Here is a 19,057-nt window from a genome sequence, read left to right on the forward strand (position 1 = left end):
AGAGCGGGGACCGGCACAATTGACGTGCGGTCTTGACGGGTTGAGGTGCCGTTAGTTAACTCACGGCGTGATCTAAGCCATGAGTGAACCATGAGAGCCGAGGGAAGGTCCATGCCAAGAACCGCCCTGCTCGTCTCCGGGGCCTTGCTCGCCGCCCTGTTGCCCCTGTCCGCGGCAGCTCACGCCGCCGACGACCCCGCACCGACGCCCGTCGACCGTTTCGAGGGCGAGGTCCCCTTCGCCTCCCAGCCCGCCGACGGCATCTTCACCTGGGGAGGCGACGCGGACGACCCGCCCGCCCTGCACCTCACCGACCGCGCCGACGCCCCCGAGGGCGCCAAGGTCCTGACCGGCACCTACGACATCAGCGGCTACGGCGGCTTCACCCACGACTTCGCCGCCGCCGAGCCCGCCCACGACTGGTCCGCCCACCAGGGCGTCCGCTTCTGGTGGGAGGGCCGGAACAACGGCAGGAAGATCGCCTTCGAGATCAAGGACGGTGGCGCGAACGGCGAGGCCTCCGAGCTCTGGACGACCTCCTTCACCGACGACTTCACCGGCTGGAAGCAGATCGAGATCCCCTTCACCGACTTCCAGTACCGCACCGACTACCAGCCCGTCGGCGGCATCGACGACGTCCTCGGCCTCACCCGCATGTGGGGGTACGCGGTCACCCTCCCGGCCGGCACCAAGGGCGACTTCGCCATGGACGACGTCGAGTTGTACGGAAAGGCCGACCAAACGCTGCGCGCCTCCGTCACCACCGACGCGCCCGTCTACCCGGTCAGGGCGGGCGGCACCGCCAAGGTCGGGGTCACCCTGACCACGACCGGCGACCGGCCCGTCGACGAACCCGTGACGGTCACGTACCGGACCGAGGGCGGCACCGCGACCGCGGGCCGGGACTACACCCCGGCCGAGGGCACCCTCACCTTCCCGGCCGGCACCGCGTCCGGCACCTCGAGGACCATCGAGGTGCCCACCCGCGAGGACAAGGCCCCGGCATCCGCGAAGACCATCCCGCTCAAGCTCACGGTCACCGGCGCCAAGGCCCCCGCCGAGGCCCCGCAGGTCGTCCTCGACGCACACGGACTGCCGTACCTGAACGCCGGGTTGCCGGTCCGGAGGCGCGTCGCGGACCTGCTCTCCCGCATGTCCCTGGAAGAGAAGGCCGGGCAGATGACCCAGGCCGAGCGCGGGGCCGTCGGGGGCGGGGGCGACATCGCGGCCTACGGACTCGGCTCGCTGCTGTCCGGCGGCGGCTCCACGCCCACGCCCAACACGCCCGAGGCCTGGGCGAAGATGATCGACGGCTTCCAGCTGCGGACGCGGGCGACCCGCTTCCAGATCCCGCTGATCTACGGCGTCGACGCGGTCCACGGCCACAACAACCTGGACGGCGCCACGATCATGCCGCACAACATCGGCATCGGCGCGAGCCGGGACCCGCAACTCGCCTACCGGACCGGCTCGGTGACGGCCGCCGAGGTCCGCGCCACCGGCATCCCCTGGGACTTCGCGCCCTGCCTGTGCGTGAGCCGTGACGAACGCTGGGGCCGCTCCTACGAGTCCTTCGGCGAGGACCCCGCCCTCGTGCAGTCCATGGAGACCATGATCCAGGGCCTCCAGGGCCGGGCCGACGGGCGGGACCTGAGCCGCGACGACAAGGTCCTCGCCACCGCCAAGCATTTCGTCGGCGACGGCGGCACCGCCTACGGCTCCTCCACCACCGGCACCTACACGACCGACCAGGGCGTCACCACGGTCACCCGGCGGCAACTCCAGGACATCCACCTGGCGCCGTACAAGACCGCCGTCGAGCGGGGCATCGGCACGGTCATGCCGTCGTACTCCTCGCTCGACATCGTCGGCGACGGCAAGGGCGCGGTGAAGATGCACGCCCGCGGCGACATGATCAACGGCGAGCTGAAGGGCCGGATGCGCTTCGACGGCTTCGTCATCAGCGACTGGAACGCCATCGACCAGCTCCCCGGCGACTACGCCGGCCACGTCCGCACGGCGGTGAACGCGGGCGTCGACATGATGATGGTGCCCTACTCCTACAAGGACTTCAGCGGCACGCTCGCCGACGAGGTGAAGGCGGGCCGGATCAGCGAGAGGCGGATCGACGACGCCGTCTCCCGCATCCTCACCCAGAAGTTCAGGCTGGGGCTGTTCGAGCACCCCTACGCCGACACCGGCGGAGCCTCCGCCATCGGCTCCCCGGCCCACCGTGCGGTCGCCCGCGAGGCCGCCGCCGAGTCGCAGGTGCTGCTGAAGAACTCGGACGGGCTGCTGCCGCTGAAGAAGAGCGAGAAGGTGTACGTCGCCGGGTCCAACGCCGACGACCTCGGCAACCAGACCGGCGGCTGGACCATCACCTGGCAGGGCGCGTCCGGCACCCACACCAAGGGCACGACCGTCCTCCAGGGCATGCGCGAGGCCGGCGGGAACGTCACGTACTCCAAGGACGCCTCGGCTCCGACCGGCGGCTACGACGTCGGCGTGGTCGTGGTCGGCGAGACCCCGTACGCCGAGGGCGTCGGCGACGTCGGCAACGGCCACAGCCTGCAGTTGTCGGCGGCCGACCAGGCGGCCGTGGACAAGGTGTGCGCGGCCATGAAGTGCGCGGTGCTGATCGTCTCGGGCCGCCCGCAGCTCGTCGGCGACCGGCTCGGCGAGATCGACGCGCTCGTGGCGTCCTGGCTGCCCGGCACCGAGGGCGAGGGCGTCGCCGACGTCCTCTACGGCACGCGCCCCTTCACCGGACAGCTCCCCGTCACCTGGCCGAAGTCCGAGTCCCAGCTCCCGATCAACGTCGGCGACGCGTCGTACGATCCCCAGTTCCCCTACGGATGGGGACTGACCACGCTCACCGACGTGCCCAGGGGTGGCGCGGCCACCCTGCACGCCCTCGCCGTGGCGGCCGCCGCGGCCGAGCGGAGGGGTGCCGGCCGGGCCGGCCGTGAACTGGTGGCCAAGGCGCGGCTGCTCGTCCAGAACAAGGTCGGCACCGGGATGACCGAGGCGGTGGCGAAGCCCTTCGCCGACGCCGACCACCTGCTGCTGACCGGCCGCTACGGAAAGGCGGTGGAGAAGCTGACGGAGGCGTACCGGGCCGCCTAGACCTCGGCCGTTGTCCGGTTATGGGAGGCTTCGGGTAGCTTCGAAGCATGAAGGCCGTCCTGCGGACCCGAAGCCTCCCCGCCCTGCTGCTGGCCGTCCTCGCCCTGGTCCTGCCGACCCTGTGCGCGCCCGGGGCGAGCGCGGACACCAGCGTCTCCACGATCGCCCAGGCCCTGCGCCAGAGCCCGGTCTACGTCGACCCGGCCGCGTCGGCCCAACTGCCGAAGGCGGACGCCGACGCGCTCGCGAAACGCATCAAGGACGCGGACAAACCCCTGTTCATCGCGGTACTCCCGGCCGGCTACCCCACCTCGAACCTCTTCACCGACCTGCGCGCGGCCACCGGCGTCACCGGTCTGTACGGCATCCGTCTCGGCGACCGCTTCGACGCCCGCGCCGACTCCTCCGTCATGTCGGCGACGGCCCGGCGGAACCTGGTGACGAGCGTCCAGGGCGAACCGGCCAAGGCCCAGCTCACCGACTTCACCGACCGCGCCCTGGCCAACATGGGCGGTCACGCGCCGAAGAGCTGGGGCGGGTCCGGCGGGGGATCCTCCGGCGCGGCCCTGATCGCGGTGGCCGCGGTGCTGGTGGCCGGGGGCGCGGGCACCTACGCGCTGGTGCGCCGGAACCGGCGGCGGCGCGCCGAGGAGCAGCGGGCCGCGCTGGACCGGCTGCGGGTGGTCGTCGACGAGGACATCACCGCCTTCGGCGAGGAACTGGACCGCCTCGACTTCCAGCCGGCCGGTCCCGGCGCCGACGACGCGATGCGCGCCGACTACGAAAGCGCCCTGGACGCCTACGACACCGCCAAACAGCGCATGGCCGCCGCGAGCCGGCCGGAGGACGTCCGCACGGTCACCGAGGCCCTGGAGGACGGCCGTTTCCTTCTGTCCCGCCTCGCCGCCCGCCGCGAGGGCCGCCCCCTGCCCGAGCGCCGCCCGCCCTGCTTCTTCGACCCGCGCCACGGGCCCTCGGTGTCCGACGCCACGTGGACCCCGCCCGGCGGCTCCCCGCGCCAGGTCCCGGTCTGCGCGGCCGACGCCACCCGACTGGCCGACGGCCGCGACCCGGTCATCCGCGAGGTCGACACGGAGTACGGCCGCCGCCCCTACTGGGACGCGGGTCCGGCGTACGGCCCCTGGGCGGGCGGCTACTTCGGCGGCGGCATCCTGCCCGGCCTCCTCGTCGGCACCCTCCTCGGCAGCATGATGGCCACCCCCTCCTACGCGGCCGACTACGGCAGCGGTTACGGCGACTTCGGGCCCGGCTACGGCGGCGACTTCGGCGACGACTACCAGGGCGGCGACGTCTCCGGCACGGACTTCGACACCCAGGACTTCGGGGGCGGGTTCGGGGACGGCGGGGACTTCGGCGGGGGAGGGGGCGACGGCGGCGGGGGCGACTTCGGCGGGGGATTCTGAACGCCGGCCCCGCGCGTCCGTCAGTCCCACCCGGCCATGCCCCGCTTCGGCGCCTGCCGTCCGGACTCGGTGAGCGACGGCACGGACCGGCGCCGGTCGTCCGTCCCCCGCTCCCGCGCGGCCAGCCCCCCGGGCCAGTGCCCCCGGACGCGCGAGCGCCCGCTTCCCGTTTCCGGGGGAGCGGGCGCGCTCACGGAGGGGCCGGCCGGCCCGCCGGGGGCTCAGGCGTTCTTGATCGCCGAGATGTCGAAGTGCAGCTTGATCTTGTCCGAGACGAGGACGCCGCCGGTCTCCAGCGTCGCGTTCCAGGTCAGGCCCCACTCGGAGCGCAGGATCTCGGCCTTGCCCTCGAAACCGACGCGCTCGTTGCCGAACGGGTCCTTGGCGGCGCCGTTGAACTCCAGGTCGATGGTGACCGGCTTGGTCACGCCGAGGATGGAGAGGTCGCCGGTGATGCGGTAGTCGTCGCCGCCCAGGGCCTCCGCCTTGGTGGAGCGGAAGGTCATGGTCGGGAACTCGTCGGTCCTGAAGAAGTCGGGGGACTTCAGGTGACCGTCACGGTCGGCGTTGCCGGTGTCGATGCTCCCCATCTTGATTTCGAGCGTGGCGGTGGACCGGCTCGGGTCGGCACCGTCCAGGTGCAGCGTGCCGCTGAAGTCCTGAAAGCCGCCCTTGATGTTGGTGACCATGGCGTGCCGGGCGGTGAAACCGATCGTGGTGTGTGCCGGGTCGATGGAGTAGTCGCCGGTCAGTGCGGTCAGATCGGTACCCGCGGCGGCGGGGGTCTGCGGGGTGGTGTCCTTGCGGCTGAAGATGCCCATGTCGTGCTCCGTAGAAGGTTTCAGTTGAACGTTAAACGAACCCGTGTATCCGAAGGTAGCTCCATACGGTTCAGTTTTCAACATCATCCGGAGCGTATTTTTCTCGTCGCTCGGAGTAGCCGTGTACGCCCTCTGGCGGACGCGCGTAGAACTCGGGCACCATCTGCGTGCACCACCTGCACAGCCGCCCCACAGGAAGCCCGGCCCACCGCAGGAGAGGTCCCCATGAAGCTCGCGAAAGCCTTGCGGCTCCGTTCCGTCCTGACCGCGCTCGCCCTTGTCGTCGCTCCCGGCGTCGCCGTCGTCGGCACCGCCACCGACGCCTTCGCCGTCACCAAGATCAGCCAGGCCACCGCCGAGTCGATGTTCCGGCAGGTCGGCATCACGTGGTCGTCCTCCGGCAACTGCACCGACCGGAACAACTCCACCTGTACGTCCTTCGACCAGCTCAACCTCGCCACGGCCCAGGGTGCCCAGACCCTGAAGCGGGCCAGTGGCTGCGCCCTGAACATCACCGGCGGCACGGAGACCGGCCATGCCTCCGGCACCTACTCGCACTGGAACGGCTACAAGCTCGACTACTCCAAGAACACGTGCGTGACGTCGTACATCAAGAACAACTTCGCCTACATCGGCCTGCGCGGCGACGGCTACCCGCAGTGGCGGTCCGCCTCCGGCAACGTCTACGCCGACGAGGGCAACCACTGGGACGCCCTCTACTACAACTGCGGCGGCTGCTGATCCGAGGCGGGTGCGAACCTCCCGGCCGGGCCCGGTACGGTGGGGCACCTGTCCGTGCCCGCGGGTGTCGGTGACCGCCGTCCGAGTCCCCCGTGTCACCCCGGGGATGGCATGTGCCAGCCATGAATGTGAGGCGGCTCGCAGGTGACGACTTTGTGGCGCCTCTACAACGACGACGCCCTGTGAGCAGTCGGAAGGGCTGCACATGGCCATGGTTCTGTTCACTCGTACCAGGAAAACGGGCCGGAGACTGTACGGAGTCGACGGCTCGCTTTCCTTGGTGTCCTTCGTAAGGTCGCTACATGACCGTTTTGGAAGAGACGACGGGTGAGCCGACCGGCGAGCCGACGGACGCACGCGGACGGGTCGCCGAGCTGCACGACATTCGTGCCCGGGCCGTGGCCGGCCCCAGCGAGAAGGCGACCGAGGCGCAGCACGCCAAGGGCAAGCTGACGGCGCGGGAGCGGATCGAGCTGCTCCTGGACCCCGGGTCCTTCCAGGAGGTCGAGCAGCTGCGCCGGCACCGCGCGCAGGGCTTCGGCCTGGAGGCGAAGAAGCCGTACACCGACGGTGTCATCACCGGCTGGGGCACGGTCGAGGGCCGTACGGTCTTCGTCTACGCCCACGACTTCCGGATCTTCGGCGGCGCGCTGGGCGAGGCCCACGCCACCAAGATCCACAAGATCATGGACATGGCCATCGCGGCCGGCGCCCCCCTGGTCTCCCTGAACGACGGCGCGGGCGCCCGTATCCAGGAGGGCGTCTCGGCGCTCGCCGGCTACGGCGGCATCTTCCAGCGCAACACGAAGGCGTCCGGCGTCATCCCGCAGATCTCGGTGATGCTCGGCCCCTGCGCGGGCGGCGCGGCCTACTCCCCGGCCCTGACGGACTTCGTCTTCATGGTCCGGGAGACCTCCCAGATGTTCATCACCGGTCCGGACGTGGTCAAGGCGGTCACCGGCGAGGAGATCACCCAGAACGGCCTGGGCGGCGCCGACGTCCACGCGGAGACCTCCGGCGTCTGCCACTTCGCGTACGACGACGAGGAGACCTGCATCGCCGAGGTGCGCTACCTCCTGTCGCTCCTCCCGCAGAACAACCGCGAGAACCCCCCGCGGGTGGACTCCTCCGACCCGGTGGAGCGCCGCGGCGACGTCCTGCTCGACCTGGTCCCGGCGGACGGCAACCGGCCGTACGACATGGCCAAGGTCATCGAGGAGATCGTCGACGACGGCGAGTACCTGGAGGTCCACGAGCGCTGGGCGCGGAACATCATCTGCGCGCTGGCCCGCCTGGACGGCCAGGTGGTCGGCATCATCGCCAACCAGCCGCAGGTCCTCGCCGGCGTGCTGGACATCGAGGCGAGCGAAAAAGCTGCGCGCTTTGTCCAGATGTGTGACGCTTTCAATATCCCGATCGTCACCTTCCTGGACGTGCCGGGGTTCCTCCCCGGTGTCGACCAGGAGCACGGCGGAATCATCCGCCACGGCGCGAAGCTGCTGTACGCCTACTGCAACGCGACCGTGCCGAGGATTTCGCTGATCCTGCGCAAGGCGTACGGAGGTGCCTACATCGTCATGGACTCCCAGTCGATCGGCGCCGACCTCACCTACGCCTGGCCCACCAACGAGATCGCCGTGATGGGCGCGGAGGGCGCCGCGAACGTGATCTTCCGCCGGCAGATCGCGGGGGCGGAAGACCCCGAGGCCATGCGTCAGAAGATGGTCAAGGAGTACAAGGCCGAGCTGATGCACCCCTACTACGCGGCCGAGCGCGGCCTCGTGGACGACGTCATCGACCCCGCCGAAACCCGCGAGGTCCTGGTCAAGTCCCTGGCGATGCTCCAGTCCAAGCACGCCGACCTGCCCTCCCGCAAGCACGGCAACCCCCCGCAGTAACCGAGCGGACCCGCCGCGGCAACCCCGCGGACCTCTCTCTCCCGGAGACTGACACCCATGAGCACTGCTGACATCCGCGTCGAGAAGGGCCACGCCGAGCCCGAGGAAGTCGCCGCCATCACGGCCGTCCTCCTGGCCCGCGCCGCCGCCCGCACCGAGTCCTCGCCCCAGACCCACCGCGGCCGCCCCAGGGCAGGCTGGCGCCGTCTGGAGCGCGAGGGCGGCTTCCGGGCCCCGCACAGCTGGCACGGCTAGGCTGCGCCGCTCCACCGGTTGTTGTTGTGAAGGGCCCCTCCGGCAGGAGGGGCCCTTCACGCTGCACCCGCGCGAACGAAAGAGGCACCCGCACGAACGAGAGAACCCCGCGCCCTCGAGGGGCGCGGGGTTCTTCATGAACGATCTCGGCTAGCGCAGGCGTGCCATCAGCGCGTGCTCGACCAGCGTGATCAGCGCCGACTTGGCGTCCGCGCGGTGGCGGGCGTCCGTCGTGATGATCGGGGTGTCGGGGCCGATCTGGAGGGCCTCGCGGACCTCGTCCGGGTTGTACGGCTGCTGTCCGTCGAAGCCGTTGAGGGCGATGACGAAGGGCAGGCCCGAGTTCTCGAAGTAGTCGACGGCCGGGAAGCAGTCGGCGAGGCGCCGGGTGTCCACCAGGACGATCGCGCCGATCGCGCCGCGTACCAGGTCGTCCCACATGAACCAGAAGCGGTCCTGGCCGGGGGTGCCGAACAGGTACAGGATGAGGTCCTGGTCCAGGGTGATGCGGCCGAAGTCCATGGCCACCGTGGTGGTGGTCTTGTCTCCGGTGTGGGTGAGGTCGTCGATGCCGGCCGAAGCGGACGTCATGACGGCCTCTGTGCGCAGCGGGTTGATCTCCGAGACGGCGCCGACGAACGTGGTCTTGCCCACGCCGAAGCCGCCCGCCACCACGATCTTCGCGGAGGTGGTGGAGCGGGAAGGACCGCCGCTAGAGCTTGCGAAGTCCACTGAGCACCCTTTCGAGCAGTGTCACGTCTGGCTGGCCACCGGCGTTCTCGTCGCCGCCGGGCTGATGGATGGCGACCAGGCCCGCCTCCGCCAAGTCGGCGACGAGGATCCTGGCCACGCCGAGGGGGATTGTCAGAAGCGCGGAGATTTCGGCTACCGACTTGATCTCACGGCAGAGGTTGCAGATCCGCTGATGCTCGGGCAGTTGACCCTGCATCTGATGCGGAGCGGCGGTGGTGTGCACCAGCGCCTCGATGGCGAGCTGGTAGCGCGGGCGGGTCCGGCCGCCGGTCATGGCGTACGGACGCACCAAGGGGTTGTTCGATGCCGTCGCGGGCGCCTGCTCGGGGCGGCGCTGCGGCTGCACCGGCTGGATCCGCGGGGCCGGCGGCTGGTCGTACGGCGAGGGGCCGGGGCCCGGTCCGTACGGCTGCCGGTGGCTGGGGGCGGAGGGGAAGTTGTACCGGTTCGCGGAACCGTCGCCCTGGCCCTGGGCAGGGCCGTACGACCAGTTGCCCGAAGACGAACCGCCTGGGGGTGTTGCCACTCTCTTCTCCTCCTCCGACTGCGCCGGGCGCCCATCCCTGTGGAGCCGCGTCCCGAAACCTTACGGCCCCGGGACGCGAATACGCATCGTCCCTTGATTAGTTGAGAAGGCTTCCCTGAAGCTCCGCGCGGAGATCCGGGGTCAGGACCGTGCCCGCGCGGTCCACCAGAAGGGCCATCTCGTACCCGATGAGGCCGATGTCCGCTTCCGGGTGGGCCAGAACCGCGAGGGACGAGCCGTCGGAGATGGACATGATGAAGAGGAATCCCCGCTCCATCTCCACAACCGTCTGGTTCACGCTGCCCCCCTCGAAGATGCGGGAGGCGCCTGCCGTCAGAGACGTCAGACCGGAGGCGACGGCCGCGAGCTGGTCGGCGCGGTCGCGGGGGAAGCCTTCGGACATCGCCAGAAGGAGTCCGTCGGCGGAGACCACCACCGTGTGGGACACCCCCGGGGTGTTGTCCACGAAGTTGGTGATCAACCAGTTCAGGTTCTGTGCCGCCTGGCTCATCGGGCTCACACTAACGCTCCTGGTTGTAGGTGCTGTCAGGACCGAAGCCCTGGCCGTTCGTTTCACTGCCTGCGCTGCGTCCGCGCTGGACGCCCCGACGCAGGTTGCTCAGCCTGCCCCGGACGTCCTCCGGGGCGCGGGAGACCTGTGGGCCCCCCTGAGGGGTCGTTTCGGCGGAACCCGAGACCAGGTTGGCCTTGGGCACCCGCCGCGGCAGGCCCGAGGCGGTGACCCCGCCTGCCTTGGGCTTCCGGAGCTGCGACGCCTGCTGCCAGCGCTCGTCGTTCTGCGAACGCCAGGCGTTGTCGTCGCCCGCCGCCGGGGCGTTGCCCGGTGCCGGAGCCTCCTGCTGCGCGCGCGCCGTGCCACCCGCGGTACCCGCTCCGTTGGAGCCGCTCGCGGCGGATCCGCGGCGCGGCAGCCCGGCGTCGGTCAGCTGGTGGGCGGCGGGAGAGGCCGCTCCCGGACGGTCGAAGCCTACGCGGTTCGGGTCACTCGCGTCAGCGGCCTGCGACGATTCCGTTTCCGGAGCGTAATGGGCCGGATAGCCGTTCTGGTAGCCGTCCTGCTGGGGCTGCTGCGGCCAGTCGTCCTGGTACGCAGGGCCCGGGGCCGGTTCCGTGAACGCGGGCTCGGGGTAACCGCCGTTCGGAGAGAAGCGGTCGTGCTGCGGCACCTCGCCGTTCCGCGCGTAGTACTGCTCGTCGTACGACGCCGAGTGCGACGCGGAGGGCGACTCCGGGTAGGACTCCTGGTACGGCTCCTGGTACGCGGCCTGCTGCTCCTCGTACTGGGGCTCCTCGTACGCGGGCTGCTGCTCCTGGTAGGCGGGCCGCCCGGTGAACAGCGGGTCCTCGTACGCCGGGGTCTCGGCGCTCTCCTGCTGCGCCTCACCGGGCTGCTGGCCGTGGGTCTGGGCCTCCAGGGCCGCCCGGCGCTCCTCGCGCATCAGGGAGCGGCCGACCGGGTCCAGCTCGCGGATGTCGTCGGGGACCTCCACGTACCGGCTGTCGTCGAAGCCCAGCTCGGCGGCGGTGCGCATCGGCTGCACCTGGTTGAAGTTCTCACCCTGGAACTGCTGCTCCGGGATGATCTGCGAGACGGTGAACTCCTCGCGGTCCAGCGGGGCCTCGCCGCCACCGCCGTGCGTGATCGCGTCCGGCAGCATGACCAGGGAGGTCGTGCCGGCCTGCTCGCCCGAGGGACGCAGCTGGACGCGGATGCCGTGCCGGTCGGACAGCCGGCCGACCACGAACAGGCCCATGCGCTGGGAGATCGCGGCGTCCACGGTCGGCGGGTTGGCCAGCTTGTGGTTGATGTCCGCGAAGTCCTCGGCCGTCAGGCCGATGCCCTTGTCGTGGATCTCGATCATGATGCGGCCGTCGGGGAGACGGGTCGCGGTGACGCGGACCTTGGTCTGCGGGGAGGAGAACGTGGTGGCGTTCTCCAGCAGCTCGGCGAGCAGGTGCACGAGGTCGGTGACCGCACGGCCGTGGATCTCGGCCTCCGGGACGCCGGACAGCTCGATGCGCTCGTACTGCTCCACCTCGGAGGAGGCGGCGCGCAGCACGTCGACCAGCGGGACCGGCTGGTCCCAGCGGCGGCCGGGCTCCTCGCCGGCGAGGACCAGGAGGTTCTCGCCGTTGCGGCGCATACGGGTCGCCAGGTGGTCCAGGCGGAAGAGGTTCTCCAGCTGGTCCGGGTCGGCCTCGTTGTTCTCCAGGTCGGTGATCAGGGTCAGCTGGCCCTCGATCAGCGACTGGTTGCGGCGCGAGAGGTTGGTGAAGATCGCGTTGATGTTGCCCCGCAGCAGCGCCTGCTCGGAGGCGAGCCGCACCGCCTCGCGGTGGACCTGGTCGAAGGCGCGGGCGACCTCGCCGATCTCGTCCTTGGTGGTGATCGGGATCGGCGCGACCCGGGTGTCGACCCGGCCGGGGTCGGTGCGGGAGAGCTGGTCGACCAGCATCGGCAGGCGCTGCTCGGCGATACCGAAGGCGGCGTTGCGCAGCTGACGCATCGCGCGGCTCATCTGGCGGGCCACCAGACCGGCCAGGATGAACGCCGCGAGCAGGGCGACCACGACCACGGCACCGGTGATGAACGCCGAGGTCTTGGCGTGGTCGGCGATGTCGGAGGCCTCGTTCACCGCCTTGTCGGCCATGTCCGACTCGATCTGGCGGTAGGCCTTGTACTTCAGCGTGTTGACCGCGAACCAGTTCTCGGCGGTGACGCCGCCCGCGGCCAGTTCCTGGCGGGTGAGGGGGCTGGTGTCCTTCATGGTGGCGAGCTGCGTCACCATGGCGGTCGCGCCGGACGGCGGCGGGACGTAGTTCGGGTTCTGCTGCTTGGCGGCCGCGGCCATCGCGGCGCCCTGGGACTGGATCGCGTCCGTCTTCTGCTTCAGCTTCTGCGCGTCGGCCTCGGTGCCACCGCCCTTGTACTCCTCCACGGCGATGCGCTCGAGGTAGGCGTAGGAGGACAGCGACACCCGCTGCGTCGCCAGGTTCCCGGCGTCCGGGCCCGGCTTGACCAGCAGGTGGGTGCCGATCGACCGCTCCAGCGACAGCGCGGCCTTGGTCAGCGAGATGGCGTAGACGGTACGGCCGTAGGAGGTGATGTTGCCGGTGCCCAGACCGAGCTCGTTGGCGAACTCCATCAGGGGGTGGGAGACGTCGACGTACCCCTCTTCGGTCTTCACGCCGGTCATCTTGGGGGTGTACGCGAGCTGACGGAGCGTGGCGAGCTTGGGCTCGGCCTGGCGGAACAGCTTCAGGCGGCGCACCAGGCCCGACTTCTGCGGCATGTTCTGCGCGGCCTGGTCGAAGGCGTCGGCGGCCTGGTCGGTGGCCTTGCGGGCCTGGTCGACGGTCGCCTTGCTCTTCGGGTCGGTCTTGTTCAGCAGCAGCGGCGCCGCGGTGACGTCACGCTCGTTGTCCAGAGCGTCGGCGTAGGTGAGGGCGGCACGTACCAGACGGGCGGTGTTCTCGGCGTCGCGGGCCTGCTGCCAGGTGTCGATCGAGCTCTTCACCTGGAAGCCGCCCATGACGAGGCCGACCGCCACGGGTATCAGCAGGATCGCGTTCAGTCTGGTCGGCACGCGCCAGTTTCGTGGCGAGAAGCGGCCGCCGCTCGGTGCGGGCGTCGCCGCCGGCTCCCCGCCGGGTACAGGGGTGGGCGCCGCAGCGCGCGGCGGCGGGGTGAAGTTGCCCCGCGCCGACGGCTCGGGACCGTTCTTGCTTCGCCTCACTCGACCAACAACCTCTCGGCGGTCGGCACCTACGTCGTGCCGCAGTCTCTCAGAGCCCGGTTCGTCATCGACTGATGAGTACGTCTTTGACTATTGGGCAGTTCAGGCATTCCAGCACGTGGACCAGTGCTCTTCCAAACAGCGGAAACCTCTGAGCGGCACTCTTGTAAGCCCCAGATAAAACGGTCATAAAGAGCGAGCCCCGCCAAAAGGCGGGGCGTTTGTGAGCGCAGCGGCACTGAGCGACCGCGTCGCGTGGTGATGCCGGGGGATTCCTCTGCCGAACTGTTATGAACACCGAAGCCGACCGTGTCAAAGGCCACAGCCGACTCCGGTTCCATTACGGCAACTGCCGTAGCACAGGTCGTACTTGAGTGCTACTTGAGGCGTGCCATCAGCGCGTGTTCGACCAGCGTGATCAGCGCCGACTTGGCGTCCGCGCGGTGGCGGGCGTCCGTCGTGATGATCGGCGTGTCCGGCCCGATCTGCAGCGCTTCGCGCACTTCCTCCGGGTTGTACGGCTGCTGTCCGTCGAAGCCGTTGAGGGCGACGACGAAGGGCAGGCCCGAGTTCTCGAAGTAGTCGACGGCCGGGAAGCAGTCGGCGAGGCGCCGGGTGTCCACGAGCACCACCGCGCCGATCGCGCCGCGTACCAGGTCGTCCCACATGAACCAGAAGCGGTCCTGGCCGGGGGTGCCGAACAGGTACAGGATGAGGTCCTGGTCCAGGGTGATGCGGCCGAAGTCCATGGCCACCGTGGTGGTGGTCTTGTCCCCGGTGTGGGTGAGGTCGTCGATGCCGGCCGAAGCGGACGTCATGACGGCCTCGGTGCGCAGCGGGTTGATCTCCGAGACGGCGCCGACGAACGTGGTCTTGCCCACGCCGAAGCCGCCCGCCACCACGATCTTCGCGGAGGTGGTGGCCCGGCCCGCGTCAGAGCTTGCGAAGTCCACTGAGCACCCTTTCGAGCAGCGTCACGTCCGGAGCGCCGCCGTTGTTCTCGTCGCCACCTGGCTGGTGAATGGCGACCAGGCCGGCCTCGGCGAGGTCGGCGACCAGGATCCGGGCCACACCGAGCGGCATGGCCAGCAGCGCGGAGACCTCCGCGACCGACTTGACCTCACGGCACAGGTGGCAGATGCGCTGGTGCTCCGGGAGCAGCCCCATGAGCGCTGCCGGGTCGGCCGTGGTGCTGATCAGCGCCTCGATGGCGAGCTGATAGCGCGGCCGCGTCCGGCCGCCGGTCATCGCGTACGGACGGACCAGCGGCTGGTCGCCCTCGTCCCCGTACGGTTCCGCGTACGGATCGTGATGGGCGGTGGGCGGGGTCATGAATCCTCCGGGCGGGACAGCAAGTCGGTCGGTCATGCCGTCTGTCGGGGGCCGGTGGGGGGATTGTGGCGGCCGGACGGTGTTTTGGTGTGATGGGTGGTGCCAGAGGGGCTCAGTGGAGCAGACTTCCTTGCAGTTCGGCGCGCAGGTCCGGGGTGAGTACCGCCCCCGCGCGGTCGACGAGCAGTGCCATCTCGTAGCCGACGAGACCGATGTCGCACTCGGGGTGGGCCAGGACCGCGAGGGACGATCCGTCCGAGACGGACATCAGGAAGAGAAACCCGCGCTCCATCTCCACAACCGTCTGTGCCACGTCGCCGCCCTCGAAGATCCGGGACGCCCCGGCCGTCAGGGAGGTCAGACCGGAGGCGACGGCCGCGAGCTGGTCGGCGCGATCGCGCGGGAAACCTTCGGACATCGCCAGCAGAAGGCCGTCGGCGGAGACCACCACCGTGTGGGACACCCCCGGGGTGTTGTCCACGAAGTTGGTGATCAACCAGTTCAGGTTCTGTGCCGCCTGGCTCATCGGACTCAACTAACGCTCCTGCTGGTGAGTGGGGCTCGGGTAGCTGCCGGTCTGGCCGCTGCCGGCCTGACGGCCCTGAGCGATGCCCCGACGGAGATTGGTCAGCCGTCCGCGCACGTCGTCAGGCGCACGCGAGATCTGCGGACCGGTTTGGTGCTGTTGCTGCTGAGCCGTGCCCGGGACGAGGTTCGCCCGGGGCACCCGGCGCGGCAGGCCGGAGGTGGTGACACCGCCCGCCGCGGGCTGCCGGACGCGCTCCGCCTGCCGGACGAGTTCGTCGTTCGGCGAGGTGCGCCAGGAGGCGGGGCCGTTGCCGTTGCCGTTGGCCTGGCGCTGCGGGGCCGGGGCGGGTGCCTGCGGCTGCTGCGGCGCGGCCTGCTCCTGCTGCTGCGGACCGCCGTGGAACCAGTTGGTCTCCAGCGTGTCGTACAGCGGGGTACGGCCGTCGACCGGGCCGCTGGCCGGCGGCAGCGCCTCCGGCTCGCGGTGCACCGGACGCTGCTGCTGCGGGGCCGGCCGGCGCGGGGCGCCGAAGTCCTCGCGGCCGGTCGGCTGCGGGCGCTCGAACTGGCCGGTGTGGGCCGGGTTCTGGCGCCCGGGCAGCGCGTGCTGGCCGGTGGAACTGCCGTCGTAGCCGCCGTCGAAGCCCTGCGGCGCCGCGAACTGGCCGGTGTTCTGGCCCGTGTTGCGCGCGGGGTCGTCCTGCCGCGGCGCCGGCGTGCCGAAGACGTCGGAGCGGACGAACTGGCCGGAGTCCTGGCGGTCGCCGGGCTGGTCGAAGCGGCCGGGCAGCTCGGGCGCCTCGGGACGGGCGAACTGACCGGTCTGCTGCGGGTTCTCGGGACGCGCGAACTGGCCGGTCTGCTGCGGGTTGTCCGGGCGGGCGAACTGGCCCGTGTTCTGGGAGCCGCCCAGGCCGTTCAGCTCGTGGCGCGGGAACTCCCCCGTGGCGGACGGGCCCTGGGCGTCGAACCGGGGCATCTCCGCGGTCGAACCCGGACCCTGCCGGTCGTCGACGCGCGGCATGCGCCCGGTGTGCGCCGGGTCCTGCTCGTCGTGGCCGCGGGGGGCGTCCAGCGGGGTACGCGACAGCGGGGACTGGGTGTCGCCCCACTCCGGGGTGCGCGGCTGCCGGCCGTCGCCGCCGGGCAGCTCGGCCCGCGGGCCGCCGCGCGGCGGCAGCTGGGGCTGGCGGCCCTGGTCGGAGGCGGCACCGGGCCGCTGCGGGCCGCGGCCGCCGAAGGCGTCCTGGGGACCGCCCGGGTTCGCGGTCTGCAGGCCCTGCGGGGCGCCGGGCGCCTGACCGCCGAAGCCGCCCGCACCGGAACCCGCGGGCACCGGCCGGCCCTGCTGCGGACCACCGGCGCCACCGGGACCGCCCTGGGGACCACGCGCACCGCCCGGCGCACCGGGACGGCCGCCCTGGCCGGTGCCGGGCAGCGCGGCCCGGGGACCCTGGCCGGCGCCGACCTGGCCGCGCGGCGCGGGACCCGCACCGAGCAGACCGCCACCGGCGGGGGCGCCGCCGAGGGCACCGCCGCCCGCGTTGCCCGCCTGACGGCGGGCCGCGGCCGCACCGGCGGCTGCCTGCGCGGCGGCGGGACCACCGCTCGCGCCGGGTGCGCCCGGCTTGCCCGGAGCGGGCTTCTTGCCGCCCTGGGCGACGTCCACGGGCAGCATGACCAGCGCGGTCGTACCACCGGAGTCGGAGGGGCGCAGCTGTATGCGGATGCCGTGCCGCTGGGACAGCCGACCGACCACGAAGAGGCCCATGCGGCGGGAGACCGACACGTCCACGGTGGGCGGCGAGGCGAGCCGCTCGTTGATCGCCGCGAGGTCCTCGGGGGAGAGACCGATACCGGTGTCGTGGATCTCGATCAGCACCCGGCCGTCGGGCAGGGCGTGACCGGTGACCTTGACCTTGGTCTGCGGCGAGGAGAACGAGGTCGCGTTCTCCAGCAGCTCGGCGAGCAGGTGCACGAGGTCGTTGACCACGCGGCCGGCGACCTCGGTGGTCGGCACGGAGGCCAGCTCGATGCGCTCGTACTGCTCCACCTCGGACGCGGCGGCACGGAGCACGTCGACCAGCGGGACCGGGCGGGTCCAGCGGCGCCCGGGCTCCTCACCGGCGAGGACGAGGAGGTTCTCACCGTTACGGCGCATACGCGTCGCGAGGTGGTCGAGCTTGAACAGCGAGGACAGCTGGTCCGGGTCGGCCTCGCGGGACTCCAGTTCGGAGATGAGCGAGAGCTGACGCTGGATGAGGCCCTGGGAGCGGCGCGAGAGGTTGGTGAACATCGCGTTGACGTTGCCCCGCAGCAGGGCCTGCTCGGCGGCGAGGCGGACCGCCTCGCGGTGCACGTCGTCGAAGGCCGCGGCCACCTGGCCGATCTCGTCCCGGGAGTGCACACCGACCGACTCCACGGAGGTGTCGACGTCCTGCGGGTCGGACTCCGACAGCTGCTTGACCAGGTCGGGCAGGCGGTCCTGGGCGACCTTGGTGGCCGTCTCCTGGAGCCGGCGCAGCGAGCGGATCATGGAGCGGGCCACGACGAAGGCGCCGACCAGCGACACGCCGAGGACCAGCAGGATCAGCGCACCGGAGATGATGGCGTCGCGCTGGGTGGCGCTCTTCAGCTCGCGCGCCTTCTGTTCCATCTCCTCGAGCAGCGTGTGCTCGATCTTCTTCATCTGCTCGATCTTGGTCGAGCTGTCGTCCACCCAGTCCTTGTACGAGCGGGCGTTCAGGCTCTGCAGGCCGTCGGGGGAGTCGAAGACGCGCTTGGCGTAGGTGTCCGCGGACTCGATCGTCGGGTTGCCCTCGTCGATCGGCTTGAGGAGTTCCTCGGCGTTGTTGTTCGCGTAGATCTTCCGGAAGATCGCGATCTCGGAGTTCTCGCTCTCGTACGCCGACTGGCCGTAGAGGCGGTCGTTCGTCGAGAGGTCGCCCTTCGTGGTCGTGGTCGCGGGCAGTGCGGCGGCGATCGTGGCGCGCTGCACGGACGCGTACTCCTTGGCGGTGGAGAAGGCCGCCAGGGCGCGGGTGCGCGAGATCATCTCCGGGTTGCTGGACGCCTGGGCCATGTCCTGAGACAGGTCGATCAGCTGGGTGATGAGCCGGTGGTAGGCCTCGACCGTCTGCGTCGAGTTGCCCTTCGAGCCGTAGGCGCTCTTGCGGATCTTGGCCAGCTGGTCCAGCTGGTTGAAGATGCCGACGAGGTTGTCGCGGACGCCCTGGAGGTTGCCCTCCTTGCTGGCGGCGTCGATCTCCTCGGTGGAGTTCTGGAAGTTCAGCAGGGCGCGGTCGGTCTTGTCCCGGTAGCCCTTGATCGAGTAGTCGCCCGCCGTCAGACCGTGCGACATCGGACCCGCGGACTGGTCGCGCTCCTCCTGGAGCGCGGCGGCCAGCTCGGTGGCCTGCTTGGTCATGTCCGTCAGCAGCTTCATGTTGTCGAGCTGCTGGATGTCGGTGATGTTCTGGTCGATGCGCAGCGCGCCCAGCGAGGTCGCCGCGACCACGGGCAGCGCGAGCAGCGAGACCAGACGCGTGGAGATGCGCCAGTTGCGCAGCGCCATGCGCGAGCCGGGGCCGCTGGGGCCCTTGGCGGGCTTGACGGGCGGCGGCGCGGGGGTGGCGCCGGAGTTGCCGGTCCCGATGGAAGCCGACGAGTCCGACACGCCGGGGCGTCCGCTGCGCTCACCGCCGTCCCCGGACGGGGCCGGGCCCGGGTTCTGGGCGTGCTGGGGCGAGGAGCTGCCCTTCATGGGGCCAGTCCCGTCGTGCGACTCCGGCTCCGCCGAAGCGCTGCCATCCCTCTTGAAACGTCCCTGCACTAGCGTCGCAACCTCTGGACCAGGCGCCCCTCCGCGCGAACGGAGGGACACGGTGTCGGCGTT

14 protein-coding genes are annotated in these 19,057 nt (G+C 70.8%); 5 read left to right on the forward strand and 9 right to left on the reverse strand.

The features are described from left to right. The first annotated feature begins 111 nt into the window (after positions 1–111). Together AB0D93_RS15915 and AB0D93_RS15920 are read left to right on the forward strand one after the other, a co-directional pair. Complete coding sequence (locus AB0D93_RS15915) at positions 112–3,126, forward strand: glycoside hydrolase family 3 N-terminal domain-containing protein (RefSeq protein ID WP_362119411.1); 3,015 nt, start codon at positions 112–114, stop codon at positions 3,124–3,126. 47 nt (positions 3,127–3,173) lie between these two features. Then, positions 3,174–4,550 carry a hypothetical protein gene (locus tag AB0D93_RS15920; RefSeq protein ID WP_362119414.1) on the forward strand — a complete coding sequence of 459 codons (1,377 nt, stop codon included), beginning with the start codon at positions 3,174–3,176 and terminating at the stop codon, positions 4,548–4,550. 221 nt (positions 4,551–4,771) lie between these two features. On the opposite strand, the gene AB0D93_RS15925 is transcribed toward AB0D93_RS15920, so the two are convergent. Beyond that, a complete protein-coding gene (locus tag AB0D93_RS15925; protein ID WP_362119417.1) occupies positions 4,772–5,371 on the reverse strand; it encodes a YceI family protein in 600 nt (199 codons plus the stop codon). Positions 5,372–5,596: 225 nt separating this feature from the next. Here AB0D93_RS15925 and AB0D93_RS15930 point away from each other — a divergent pair, with 225 nt between their 5' ends. From AB0D93_RS15930 to AB0D93_RS15940, 3 genes are all read left to right on the forward strand, one after another. Further along, a complete protein-coding gene (locus AB0D93_RS15930) occupies positions 5,597–6,112 on the forward strand; it encodes a hypothetical protein (RefSeq protein WP_362119420.1) in 516 nt (171 codons plus the stop codon). Positions 6,113–6,414: 302 nt separating this feature from the next. Continuing rightward, entirely contained in the window at positions 6,415–8,010 is a 1,596-nt protein-coding gene (locus tag AB0D93_RS15935) for an acyl-CoA carboxylase subunit beta (RefSeq protein WP_362119423.1), read from the forward strand. A 57-nt stretch (positions 8,011–8,067) separates the two neighbouring features. Beyond that, positions 8,068–8,265, forward strand: coding sequence for an acyl-CoA carboxylase subunit epsilon (locus tag AB0D93_RS15940; RefSeq protein ID WP_362119426.1), 198 nt, complete (start codon positions 8,068–8,070; stop codon positions 8,263–8,265). Positions 8,266–8,415: 150 nt separating this feature from the next. Here the strand turns inward: AB0D93_RS15940 and AB0D93_RS15945 are convergent, their stop codons facing one another. The 8 genes from AB0D93_RS15945 to AB0D93_RS15980 form a co-directional block, all read right to left on the reverse strand. Further along, a complete protein-coding gene (locus AB0D93_RS15945) occupies positions 8,416–8,997 on the reverse strand; it encodes an ATP/GTP-binding protein (protein WP_009314218.1) in 582 nt (193 codons plus the stop codon). Further along, on the reverse strand, positions 8,978–9,544 hold the full coding sequence (locus tag AB0D93_RS15950) for a DUF742 domain-containing protein (RefSeq protein WP_362119429.1): 567 nt from the start codon (positions 9,542–9,544) through the stop codon (positions 8,978–8,980). The genes AB0D93_RS15945 and AB0D93_RS15950 overlap by 20 nt, the downstream gene beginning before the upstream one ends. Before the next feature lie 97 nt (positions 9,545–9,641). Next, the gene (locus AB0D93_RS15955) at positions 9,642–10,055 is read right to left on the reverse strand and encodes a roadblock/LC7 domain-containing protein (RefSeq protein WP_004983065.1); all 414 of its coding nucleotides are present in this window, start codon (positions 10,053–10,055) and stop codon (positions 9,642–9,644) included. A 10-nt stretch (positions 10,056–10,065) separates the two neighbouring features. Further along, on the reverse strand, positions 10,066–13,302 hold the full coding sequence (locus AB0D93_RS15960; protein WP_362119432.1) for a nitrate- and nitrite sensing domain-containing protein: 3,237 nt from the start codon (positions 13,300–13,302) through the stop codon (positions 10,066–10,068). Between the two features lie 377 nt (positions 13,303–13,679). Beyond that, positions 13,680–14,255: an ATP/GTP-binding protein gene (locus tag AB0D93_RS15965; RefSeq protein ID WP_362119435.1), complete on the reverse strand. Its 576-nt coding sequence runs from the start codon at positions 14,253–14,255 to the stop codon at positions 13,680–13,682. After that, on the reverse strand, positions 14,236–14,634 hold the full coding sequence (locus AB0D93_RS15970) for a DUF742 domain-containing protein (protein WP_009190816.1): 399 nt from the start codon (positions 14,632–14,634) through the stop codon (positions 14,236–14,238). The genes AB0D93_RS15965 and AB0D93_RS15970 overlap by 20 nt, the downstream gene beginning before the upstream one ends. A 112-nt stretch (positions 14,635–14,746) precedes the next feature. Further along, a complete protein-coding gene (locus AB0D93_RS15975) occupies positions 14,747–15,160 on the reverse strand; it encodes a roadblock/LC7 domain-containing protein (RefSeq protein ID WP_005479910.1) in 414 nt (137 codons plus the stop codon). A gap of 9 nt (positions 15,161–15,169) precedes the next feature. Next, entirely contained in the window at positions 15,170–18,994 is a 3,825-nt protein-coding gene (locus AB0D93_RS15980) for a nitrate- and nitrite sensing domain-containing protein (RefSeq protein ID WP_362119439.1), read from the reverse strand. Positions 18,995–19,057 lie beyond the last annotated feature (63 nt).

The sequence above is a fragment of the Streptomyces sp. NPDC048191 genome (genome assembly GCF_040652655.1).
Classification (GTDB): Bacteria; Actinomycetota; Actinomycetes; order Streptomycetales; family Streptomycetaceae; genus Streptomyces.